8 protein-coding genes are annotated in these 12,100 nt (G+C 44.1%); 6 read left to right on the forward strand and 2 right to left on the reverse strand.

From position 1 onward, the window contains the following. Nucleotides 1–2: 2 nt before the first annotated feature. Nucleotides 3–1,337 (reverse strand): glycoside hydrolase family 88/105 protein, encoded by a 1,335-nt coding sequence (locus RM544_RS06660; RefSeq protein ID WP_311360988.1) that lies wholly within the window; start codon nucleotides 1,335–1,337, stop codon nucleotides 3–5. A gap of 247 nt (nucleotides 1,338–1,584) precedes the next feature. Here RM544_RS06660 and RM544_RS06665 point away from each other — a divergent pair, with 247 nt between their 5' ends. From RM544_RS06665 to RM544_RS06690, 6 genes are all read left to right on the forward strand, one after another. After that, nucleotides 1,585–2,964 (forward strand): DUF4861 family protein, encoded by a 1,380-nt coding sequence (locus RM544_RS06665; protein ID WP_311360989.1) that lies wholly within the window; start codon nucleotides 1,585–1,587, stop codon nucleotides 2,962–2,964. A 47-nt stretch (nucleotides 2,965–3,011) separates the two neighbouring features. Beyond that, entirely contained in the window at nucleotides 3,012–3,842 is an 831-nt protein-coding gene (gene kduI, locus RM544_RS06670; protein WP_311360990.1) for a 5-dehydro-4-deoxy-D-glucuronate isomerase, read from the forward strand. A gap of 206 nt (nucleotides 3,843–4,048) precedes the next feature. Next, nucleotides 4,049–6,919 (forward strand): TonB-dependent receptor, encoded by a 2,871-nt coding sequence (locus RM544_RS06675; RefSeq protein ID WP_311360991.1) that lies wholly within the window; start codon nucleotides 4,049–4,051, stop codon nucleotides 6,917–6,919. Between the two features lie 116 nt (nucleotides 6,920–7,035). After that, nucleotides 7,036–8,226, forward strand: coding sequence for a mannonate dehydratase (gene uxuA, locus RM544_RS06680; RefSeq protein WP_311360992.1), 1,191 nt, complete (start codon nucleotides 7,036–7,038; stop codon nucleotides 8,224–8,226). Between the two features lie 94 nt (nucleotides 8,227–8,320). Continuing rightward, nucleotides 8,321–9,733 carry a glucuronate isomerase gene (uxaC, locus tag RM544_RS06685; protein WP_311360993.1) on the forward strand — a complete coding sequence of 471 codons (1,413 nt, stop codon included), beginning with the start codon at nucleotides 8,321–8,323 and terminating at the stop codon, nucleotides 9,731–9,733. After that, a complete protein-coding gene (locus tag RM544_RS06690) occupies nucleotides 9,730–11,232 on the forward strand; it encodes a mannitol dehydrogenase family protein (RefSeq protein WP_311360994.1) in 1,503 nt (500 codons plus the stop codon). The genes uxaC and RM544_RS06690 overlap by 4 nt, the downstream gene beginning before the upstream one ends. A 16-nt stretch (nucleotides 11,233–11,248) precedes the next feature. On the opposite strand, the gene RM544_RS06695 is transcribed toward RM544_RS06690, so the two are convergent. Continuing rightward, nucleotides 11,249–11,953 carry a FadR/GntR family transcriptional regulator gene (locus RM544_RS06695; protein ID WP_311360995.1) on the reverse strand — a complete coding sequence of 235 codons (705 nt, stop codon included), beginning with the start codon at nucleotides 11,951–11,953 and terminating at the stop codon, nucleotides 11,249–11,251. Between the last annotated feature and the right edge of the window lie 147 nt (nucleotides 11,954–12,100).

Below are 12,100 nucleotides of genomic sequence, written 5' to 3' on the forward strand. Positions count from 1 at the left end.
TTCTATTTCGCTGTCATCATTTTATAGATTTCAGATGCAGCTAAGAGCACTGCGCCACTGCCGTACAGCTGAGTATCCTCTTTTGTCGCACTGCCTGGTGCAAAGGCAACTTGCTGGACATAGCCGACCTTTCCATTTGGATGGATATTGGTCACGATAGATTCCCACGCTTTGGTAACAGCAGGCGTAAATTCATCGGCATCGAGATGTTCATGGTTGATACCCCACGCGAGTGCATATGCAAGCAGACCCGTTGCACTGGTTTCAGAGTGAGTATCAGCATTTTTCTCTAGCAATGAGGAAGGCCAACTACCGTCTTCTAGTTGATACTTCAGTAAGGTTTTGCTCATTGATTTATACAGGTCAATGTAGGCTTCACGCTTAGCGAAATCTGCAGGTAAATAATCGATGGTGCGGGCTAATCCAGCCAGTACCCAACCATTACCACGACCCCAAAAGATGCGACGCCCTTGATCATCTTTGCGGTCAAAATAGCGACTATCTCGTAAGTATAAGCCGTATTCTTCATCGAATAAGTACTTGGTCATTTCCCAGAATTCTTTATCCATGAAGTTCACGTATTTATTGTCGCCTGTGACTTTGGATAAATGCGCCATAACTGGAGGAGACATAAATACAGCATCAGCCCAGCACCAGCGGCTAGTGCAGCGAGGGTCAACAAATTTACGCAATTCGAATTGATGGGTTTCTTTGTCTTTGTTGTCGAAATAAAGGTCGACTGTGCTTGGTTCAGCGACGACTTGGTCGAAGTGCTGAATAGTATCCAAAATGCGGTGTTCGCCAGAATATTTGTTGAAAAGTGACAAGTAAACATCACCAACCGCATGATCGTCCGCATGGTAAACGCGAGGACCAAGTTGATAATTATTTAACTGACTTAGGTTAAGTACCGTTTGGCGATACATATCAGAGTCGCTAGTTTCTGCCCAATGCCAAAGACCAACATGCAAAGTCGCATACATCCAGCCATTCGGAATACCGCTGGGACGAATTTCAGTGCGCATTTTATTTGAGCGAATATCAAATTGTGCAAGCTGCCAGTCTGCAACAGCCGTGGCGACATTAGTGATGTCAGCAGGAGTTAATGCTGAACTGAGAGAGTACTGCGTTTCAATGGGGGCTTGATAATCTACTTTTGCAAAAACATGTGCTTGCGCCTCTGCAGATTGTAGCGGTGTCGCCGCTGGCTTTGTTATCGACTCTTTATCGTCTGTTGGGCCACACGCGCCAAGCATCACTAAGCTAGATAAAGTGAGCGCTTTTACTATAGAAGAAGGTGTCATGCTTATTGGTGTCATTTTGGTATTGTGCTGCACTGCGTTAGTTCCTCACTCTGAATATTTGTATGGGTGGTAATGTGGCATTACCAATTTAAGTATAGTATATTGCTCCTAGATCGATGTCTATGACAATTTTTAACATCAATGCAACAAATGCGCTCAACCATGCCTAAACTGGGGGGATGCTGAGTCTGTATTCATCTATATAGTGAATAGTAAAATGAATCTATTGCGAAAAGAAATTACATTGAAACAAAAGTGCGTGTTAACGATTAAAAAGAGGATGGCTAGTACAAGCAACTTGGCTTTTACTAAGCGTTACGGAATGATTGTGCCTTGCGGATTGATGGGACTTTTCGGAATGTTTGCGATGCCAGCAAACGCACTGTTGGTCAACAGTTCCATTCAGAATCCTCATAAAACAATGACCATTGCTGAAAGCGCGCTTGAGTGGAAATTGAACGCATCTAATTCCACTCCTTTGTCGCGAGAGGATGAGCTTATTAGAGTACCTGCGGCAAACCTACCTAAAGGCTTGCTTGTAGACGATAATCTATTGATATTAGTAGATCAAAAAGATGGCGAAATGCCGGTGCAATCACTTCCTTACCAGTGGGCTACATCGGCTTCTTTTTCAGAGCAAAAAGAATTGCTTATTCAGGCCTCTTTTAAACCTCATGAACATAAACGACTACGCATTATAAAATTGCAAGCTGGCAGCCTCGAAAAACAAAACAGCAGTACGGCTTATGCTGAACTGGCAGTTCGTTTTGGCGGTACCATGAATAATAAAATGCAATTCGAGGGCGGCACTTACAGTCAAGTAAGCGAGTTCCAGTTACCGAGTGACCATACAATAGGTAATAAACTCTTTAAATATGAAGGCTTTGGTTGGGAGTCAGAACTAGTGGGCTACCGCTACTACTTTGACAATCGAGGTGCAGTTGATATTTTTGGTAAACAACAAGTGGGCTTAGCGCTAAAAGAGGTCGGCTTAGACGGTGATGATTACCACGCACTAGACGAGTGGGGGATGGATGTTTTGAAAGTAGGGGGCTCACTTGGATTAGGCGCTTTAGGGGCATATGTTGATGGAGAAATAGTCAAAGTAACAGACTTCCAAAGTAGCCACGTAAGTATTCGAAATGACGCTATTTATGCAAGTGCAATGTTATCTGCAAAAGCTTGGCAAGTGGGTGACAAAACTTATGACTTGCAAGTGACTTACCGCATTGCAGGTGGTCAGCGCTTGACTGAGGTTATCGGTAACGCGGATGGCTTAAATCACTGGGCAAGTGGCATCGTGAACCATGTGAGCAATGATAAGAGCAAAGCAGATGTGAAATTGATGGCCGAGGGTATTTCGTCAACTACCCAAGGGCAAGACACAAAAGCATGGTGCTATCGCGCGACCTATGGCAAACAAAGCTTGAATGATGATAATTTAGGAATGGCACTTTTCTATCCTTGTGAAAACAGCACACTCATTGATTCTGAGCTCAATATTGCCGTGGCCATGCAGGGTTCTATGGCACACTACTACTTCCTTGCAGGTTGGGAAGCAGAAAACAGTCTATTTGCCTCAGAGGCACGTTTTTCTGAGTATTTGAAGCAGACTCAAACTAGGCTGAACAAACAGATAGAGGTAACTTGGCAGAACTAAGCCAGGCAATCGTATTACCGATTTAGAAGATAAGACCGGAGATAAACATGAAGTTTTTATTAACACCAGATAGCAATAGTTACAAACGAATGACAAACGCAGAGCTTGAAGATGGTTTTACTATTCCAGAGTTGTTTGTTGTGGACGAAATTACCTTAACTTATACCGACGTCGATCGTGCTGTCGTTAGTGGTGTTATGCCAGTCAGCAAAACCATTGACCTGCCGACCCATAAAGAGCTTGCATCGGCTTACTTTTGCGAGCGTAGAGAAGTCGGTGTCATAAATATCGGTGACGAGGGGGTGGTAACAGTAGACGGCGAGACCTTCAATATGACAAATAAAGATAGTTTGTATATTGGTCGAGGTAGCGAGAAGGTCAGCTTTGCGAGTAAGGACGGAAGCACGCCAGCCAAATTTTATTTAGTCAGCTATCCAGCCCACACTGCTTATCCAACGAAACTAGTCGCACAAGAGAACGCGAACAAACTCGCTCTAGGCGAGCAAGATCAGTCAAATAAACGCACAATTTATCAAAGCCTATGCCCTAAAACCCTCGAATCATGTCAGTTGGTAATGGGGATCACTGAAATTGAATCTGGCAATGTCTGGAATACTAAGCCACCACATACTCATGCTCGACGTACGGAAGTTTACATGTATTTTGATATGCCCTCACACGAGCGTGTTTTTCACTTCATGGGCGAGCCGTCAAATGTGCGCGCTGTTGTGATGAAACCTGAGACGGCAATCGCCTCTCCAACGTGGTCAATTCATAGCGGCGTGGGCTCAACCAACTACACCTTCATTTGGGCGATGGGCGGCGAGAACCAAGAGTTTGACGATATGGATCACTTAACACTTGCAGATATTAGCTAGCGCGAAGGCTAGCTGCTTTGAAAGTGGAATGAAATGTAAAATAAACGTTAAATTAATTGGTAAGGCCACTTGACATCAAGGCGGCATTAATGGACTATGTTATTGGACACTTTTCACCATAAGCGGCGTCGGCAGCCTCAGAACATGCTGTCGACACATAAGACCGTCATAAAAGTGGAAACACAATAATTAACGGAGAACATTACATGCACGCACGGTTTACCCAACAAATGATGCAGAGAGGAAAAAAAGCGCTCGCTTTAGCCATTGCTTCGTCCCTGACTATTGGTCAACTCGCTCATGCGCAAGAAGCACAAAGCGTCGGTGAAGATGACGACGTGGTTGAAGTCATCGAAGTCAAAGGCATCGCCGACTCTTACCGCAATGCAATAGCAGAAAAGAAAAATGCTAGCACCATAGTTGATGCATTATCATCCACAGACTTGGGTGCATTACCTGACCTCTCCGTTGCAGAAACGTTAGAACGTATTACCGGTGTCACCGGCGACCGTTTTAAAGGTAACGCAAGTGAAATTTCAATCCGTGGCTTAGGCCCATTTTTGGGTTTCTCTACGGTTAATGGGCGTGCTATTTCTTCTGGTAGTGGTAACCGTTCCGTTGCCTTCAGTCAATTCCCTTCAGAACTGGTCAATGGTGTCGTCGTTTACAAAGCACAACAGGCTAACTTATTGGAAGGCGGTGTTTCAGGTACGATTGATTTGAAAACGATAAAGCCAGTTGATTATGGTAAAGAGCGCTTTCAGGTTGAGGTGCGTGGCAATTATAATCCTTATCACGCAAAATTTGATGATGAGAGTGGCTGGGGCTATCGCTCATCTATTTCTTACACCAATAGCTTTGAACTGGAAGAGCTGGGTGAAATCGGATTCGCACTTGGTTATGCTGGTGTCGATTCATCCACGCCAGAAGAAAGTTATAACACCAGTTCAACTTTGAGAAACTGTAATTCAAATTTTGCCCTAGATGGCGGTAGCAACTGTAGTTTTAGTGACGCGAGAGCGGCAGCAAACGGTGGCAATGCGGAAGATGGCGATTATTACTTCATTCCCAATTCATTTTTCTACCGACAGATGAAGTCCGAAGAGGACCGGGATGCTGCAATCGCTGCGCTTCAATGGCGACCAACTTCAGACCTTGATATTAATATTGATGGTCAATGGTCGAATCGTTTTTACTTTGAAGATCGTCATGATTTGCTATGGGACGATGGCCGTCGTCGTATCTCAAACTGGTCTGTTAACGATGAAAACGCCCTGCAAAGCTATACCGGTGAATCACGCATCAGCTCTTATGGCGAATACCGAGTACGAGAAGAGGAATACAAAGGGATTGGTCTAAATGTAGATTGGCAAGCCACCGACGTCTTACATATCAATTTCGATAGCGCTTATACGGGCACCAATCGCTATCAAACTAGAACTTACGCTCGTTTCAGAGGGCAACGCAAGTTTTACGACTGGCAAAATTCTGATGGTACGCAATTCCCTACGGTGACAAATGTATACAGCGACTTCAATGATCCAATTGGCTCTGCTGAAGACTGGACTACTGATATTCAAGACATGGCATATTTTAATGCCGACAGCGAAGCAAGAAACTACCGTTTAGAAGTCGATGACAGAATTAGCAGCTACCGCTTAGATGCAGACTACGCTTTGGATACAGAATTTATCTACAATGTAAGAGCAGGCCTTGCGATATCCTCGCATCGCAATCAAAACTATCAGGAAGAACGTGCGCGTTTGAGCACACCATCTGCTGATAGACCCGCAAAGTTAGCCGCTGTTATCGACAACTGTCTAATTGACTTTCCACAAGATGACTATGGCGACGATGGCAAACCAGGATTTAGTTCTTGGGCCACGTATGACACGCACTGCGCGTATGACACATTGGTTGGTGACGCAGACCTCTCGGTTGATCCTAAAGCACCTTCAGGTGGTGATATTAATCTAACAGAAGATATTTCTTCGCTCTATTTAATGGCCGACTTCTCGACAGAGATTGGTGATATTACGGTAGATGGTAACTTTGGTATACGCAGAGTAGAAACAGACATCACAGCGGTGGGTATTCGAACTTCATATACCGTTGAAACTGACGCCAATGGTTTTATTAGTTTCTTGGCAAACCCAGACGTTGAAACAAATGTGCTGAATAATTCATACACGAATAACTTAAAGAGTCTCAACTTGGCGCTTGGATTAAGTGATGAAACACAACTTCGTTTCGCCATTTATGATGGTTTGTCGCGTCCTGATATGTGGTACTACGGTGCCGCTCGTGACATCGGTAGCGTTGGGGCCGATGAAGAGTTTACGAGTGTTGAGGCTGCCCTCGAAAATAACGTGACAGCCCTAGGAAATCCTTTCTTAGAGGCGCTTGAGTCTGATAACTATGACATCAGCTTGAACTACTTCTTGAATGAAGACACCATGTTCTCAGCCGCTGTGTATTATAAACAATTCAATGCGAACTTTGAGGTGAGTAGTGGTATTGAGCCTGTCGTCATTGACGGCGTGAGCTATGATGTTGAGGTAAATGGCCGGGTCAGTATCGTTGATAACGAGTCAGAAATTAATGGTTACGAATTGACGGCGTTACATCAGTTTGAAGCGATTGAGGGTTTAGGTATTTCACTGAATTATAATTTCGCTAACTCAGACTATGAAACTGCTGAAGCTGGCGGAAACATTAGCTCGGAAGTTCAAGAGAGAATTGAGCCTGCGAACGTTGCTGGGCTATCAAAACATAACTTTAGTGGGCAAATCTATTGGGAAAACAAATTGCTATCCGCTCGTCTTAGCTATAAGTATCGGTCTGAGTATCTGAAGCCTTTTGGCCCGAACTTAGCACAAACTAACCGTATTGTTGACGATACAGAACGAGTAGATTTTGATTTCCAGTACAAAATTACGAAAAACTTGAGAGCGAAATTCCAAGTCTTGAATTTAACCAACGAACCTTACGTAGAGCAACGCGTTGCTAGCGAAGCTTACAATAGAATTGAATATTCTGGCAGAAGGTTGTTCGTTGGCTTTAAATACAAGTTATAAGTAAACAGGGTGTTGTGTGTCGACGGTAACTCCGTTTCCCCAATAGGGAGTTACCGTTTTTTAAATAGTTACCACATCGCGCATTATGCGACTGGGTTAACTTTGAGGTAGATTAAATGATAGAAACTTGGCGATGGTTCGGACCTAGTGACTCGATTAGCTTACAAAAGATCCGTCAAGCTGGTGCGACTGGAATTGTAAGCTCTTTGCATGAAATAGCAACAGGCGAACTGTGGACGAAAGACGCGATCATACAAAGAAAAAAAGTCATTGAAGATGCTGGACTTAGCTGGGATGTGATTGAAAGCATTCCTGTTCATAATGATATTAAAACGCGAACAGGAAACTATCTTCAGTACATTGAAAACTATAAGCAATCTATCATCAATGCTGCAGAGTGTGGCGTATACACTATTTGCTACAACTTCATGCCGGTCGTAGATTGGACTCGCACCAATCTCATGTATCGCTTGCCAAACAACAGTCATGCTTTACGTTTTGAAATGACCGATTTCGCTGCATATGACATTTATATGTTGGATCGTGAAGGGGCTGAACAGAGTTACTCTGAGGCGGTCTTGAACAAAGCGAAAGCCCGTTTTGATAAAATGAGTGAAGCAGAAAGGACGGAATTGGAACGCAATATCATTGCTGGCTTACCTGGCGGTGAAGGGTCGTACACGCGTGACGAAATTCGGACTACCATTCAGCAGTTTATCGATTTAGGTACCGAAGGCTTCAGAGCGCATTTGTTTGCTTTCTTAAGAGAGATTATCCCAGTTGCAGAATCGGTCGGTGCGCTTATGTGCATTCACCCAGATGATCCTCCGTTTTCTCTGTTTGGCTTGCCACGGGTTGTATCCACAGCCAGTGACGCCAATGCTTTACTTGAAGCTTGTCCGAGTCCTGCGAATGGTTTGACTATGTGCGCAGGCTCTTATGGTGCCAGAGGCGACAACAATTTAGTTGAAATGGTGAAGCAATTTGGCCCAAGCATTTACTTTGTTCATCTTCGTAACGTTATTCGAGAAGATGATGGTTCGTTTTATGAGTCCGATCATCTTGATGGCGATAATGATATGGTAGGGCTAGTCGAGGCGCTACTATCAGAAGAAAAACGTCGTAAGTTAGCAAGCAAAGGTGAAGCTTACCAGCGTATTCCGATGAGACCCGATCATGGTCATTTGCTTGACGACGAATTGAATCAAGAAGGTGTGAAACCGGGCTACAGCTATATGGGTCGTTTAAAAGGCTTGGCCGAGTTGCGCGGCGTGATACACACTGTGGGCACTCTAGTTAATCGATAGTTGCTAAATATGGCTTCTAGTAGAAGTGAATAATCACTTCATAGATTTTATTCGCGGTTAATCCAACAACATTATTGAAATAAAGGAAGGTAAGGTGTCGAACCGTCTTCAACTTAATCCAAATCGACTTTTTAGTCCTGACCCTACAATTCGACAAATTGCGACCGAGTTGTATGACAGTATTAAGGGCTTGCCTATTGTCAGTCCACACGGACATACTGATCCTGCTTGGTTTGCAAACAACAATGCTTTCTCAAACCCAACCGAGCTCTTAATACAGCCTGACCACTATGTTTTCAGAATGCTTTACTCACAAGGTATCCGTTTAGAAGCCTTGGGTTTGGGGAATTCAAAAGAAGCACAATTGGTTGATCCTGAGGCTGTGTGGCAAATTTTCGCAGAAAACTATTATTTGTTTAGGGGGACGCCTTCTCGCATGTGGATGGATTATGTGTTCGCTGAAGTCTTTAAAATAGATGTTGCCTTAGACGCCCACACTGCTTCACATTATTACCAAGTGATTGCTCAAAGCCTGCAACAAGAGCAGTTTCGACCGCGCGCCTTGTTTGACCGTTTTAACATCGAAGTAATTGCAACCACAGAAAATCCACTAGATAAGTTGCAGCATCATCAAAAGATTGCAGAATCGGATTGGACTGGCAAAGTGCTTACCGCCTATCGCCCTGATAATGTTTTAGATCCGGAACAAGCTGATTTTGCAGAGCAAATAGGAAAACTATCTGATATTTCGGGTGAAACCACAACAGATTATCAGGGGTATCTAAATGCCTTGCAGAATCGCCGTGAATATTTCAAGCGCCATGGAGCAACATCTACAGACCACGGTCACTTAACTCCCTTCACAGCCAACCTCTCCGATGCTCAAGCGTCGAAACTCTATGACAAAGCGATGTTAGGGCAGGTGAGTGCTGAAGAGTGTGAGCTATTTCGTGGTCATATGCTAAGCAAAATGGCTGACATGAGCGTTGAGGATGGCTTAGTCATGCAAATTCATCCCGGTTGTTATCGAAATCACAACAAAGAGGTATTTGCTGGTTTTGGTCGCGATAAAGGCGCTGATCTTCCTATGCCGACAGAGTATGTTAAGAACTTAAAAGCCCTAATGGACAAGCACGGTAACAATCCTGATTTGCAGGTGATTCTATTCACACTAGATGAAACTACCTACAGTCGAGAATTAGCGCCCTTAGCCGGACACTACCCTAGTTTGAAGCTGGGCCCTGCTTGGTGGTTCCATGATAGTCCAGAGGGGATGAAGCGATTCCGACAGCAAACGATGGAAACGGCTGGCTTTTATAATACTGTTGGTTTTAACGACGACACCCGCGCATTCATGTCAATTCCAGCGCGTCATGATGTGGCTCGCCGCATTGATGCCGGCTTCCTTGCGGAACTGGTTGCAGATCATCGTTTACGTCTAGAAGAGGCTCATGAGCTTGCAGTCGACTTAACTTACAATCTTGTGAAAAAGGCCTATAAGTTATGAGTGAGCGTCTATCAGCTACGCTTGTAAAATCTTTGCCTGGCTGTGTTCAATGTCCACGTTATGATGCTGAGCAACACGGCGCGGGGATAATTCATATCGGTATTGGCGCTTTTCATCGTGGCCACCAAGCGGTGTTTACCGATGATGCCTTAGCCCAAAGTGGCGGTGATTGGCGAATTATTGGGGTATCGCTGAGAAGTCAGACGGTAAAAGAGCAACTCAATCCTCAGGATGGTTTCTTCACTCTTATTGAAAAAAGTACAGGTAAGTCAACAGCCAGAGTGATTGGTTCGATAAAAGAAGTTATCGCTGCGAGAGAAGAGCCTCAAAAACTGAGTGAAGCCTTAGCTGATCCAAGCATCAAAATTGTCACCATGACGGTCACAGAGAAGGGTTACCACTACGATCAATCAAGCCAATCGATTGATTGGGAGTCAGCAGATATTCAGCATGACTTAGTATTCCCCAATGAACCGAAAAGTATGCCCGGGCTTTTGGTCAAAGCATGCTTGAAAAGAATGAAAAGTGAGTATTCACACTCGTCTAAGCTCAGCATTATTAGCTGTGACAACTTGCCTGAGAATGGGGCGATTGTAAAATCTGTAGTGTTAGGCCTAGCCTCTCGCGTGGATAAAAAGCTGGTGACTTGGATCCAGAATAATGTGAGTTTTTGTTCGAGCATGGTCGATCGTATTGTGCCAAAAGTTACCGTAGCAGATGGCCAAGCGCTTACTCAACAATATGGCTATGAAGATCAAGGTTTGATAGTGACTGAGCCATTCAAACAGTGGGTGATAGAGGATAATTTTTGTACCGAACGACCAGACTGGGAATCGGCCGGCGTACTATTTGTTAAGCAGGTCTCGGACTACGAGAAACTGAAGCTTCGCACTCTCAATGGTTCGCATTCAGCCTTAGCCTATATGGGAGTGCTGTTGGGTCATAAGTGGATCCATCAGGCAGTTATTGATCCCTTGCTGGTAACAGTCATTCAGCGTTTAATGCAGAAAGAAACGGGACCAACTATTCCGACATTTCCGAATGTTGACCTGGCAGAGTATCAACAACAAATCATACAACGATTTGAAAACAGTGATATTGCCTATGCAACGCAGCAGGTGGCCAGCGATGGTTCACAAAAATTACAACAGCGAATTTTACAAGCGATGGAAGAGCTTTACCGCGAAAATAAAGAGCAACATACGGCATGCTTAATGGCAACGCTTGTTTGTTGGTTACGGTATCTGAAAGGGAGTGATGAAAAGGGTGTTACTTATATTATCAATGACCCTATTGCAGACTTATTGCATGCCTTAGTCAATGAGCATTGGGAGCAACCTATCGATTTGGTCGACGCTCTATTTAAGCAAACAAGTATTTTTCCCACTAGCTTAAAAACGACACCCAACTTTACCAAACGCTTGATTGACGGTATCCATAAGATTACTGAGCTTGGCACCCATGCTTATCTAAGTCAGATATTGCAAGATGCAGAATAGGACTTTTGCTTAAGTCCTACTTGTTGAAGTGGGTCGCTGCGTTTGATGTCGCGTTTTCAATGTGCTGCTTCATTGCCATGCGAGCTTTCTCTGGGTTGCGTTGTTCTAGTGCACGTAATATGTTTCTGTGCTCATCAATTGAAGGATGTACTCCTTCATCGCGAATACGCTCCAGAAATGCAGTACTTAGTGCGGATTCGTTACGAAGATCCCATAGCCAATCGACGACGGAGGATATTGCTGAGTTCTGGCATGCTTGCGCAATAATAGAATGGAACTTTTGGTCGGCTTTTTCAGAAGCATTTGGCAACTTCTGCTCTTCTTCCATTTCTTCCACGACTTGACGAAGTTCGGCTATTTGCTCATCGGTAATGCGCGCTGCCGCTAGGGCACAAGCTTCTGCTTCAAGGATATATCTAATTTCGAGAATTTCGAAAGGACCTACCCCTTTATCATTTAATTCGGGCGGAATTTTGGCTTTTTTGTCGGTGACATAAATACCAGAGCCAGTTCGGATTTCAATCACACCTGATAATTCCAGCGCAATCATGGCCTCACGAATAGTCGGCCGGCTAACACCTAGTTTCTCTGCAAGCTCACGCTCGGAGGGAAAACGTTCGCCGGGTTTGATCACATCATTGTCAATCAGCTTTTTCAGCTGCTCAGCAACCTTCATGTAAAGCCTGTCACTTTTTACGATCTGTAGTTTTAAACTATCCATAACATCCAAATTTGTTCTATTCAGCCCAGCGATTCATTATTCTTGCGCGGTTTCATCAATCATAGCGAAACTATTTACTGCAGAGAAGTTTTTATCACGAGAAAGTAACTTTATATACTGAATTGCCTTTTTTTAATATTAATATTG

The organism is Brumicola blandensis, from assembly GCF_031846165.1.
GTDB classification, from domain to species: domain Bacteria; phylum Pseudomonadota; class Gammaproteobacteria; order Enterobacterales; family Alteromonadaceae; genus Glaciecola; species Glaciecola blandensis.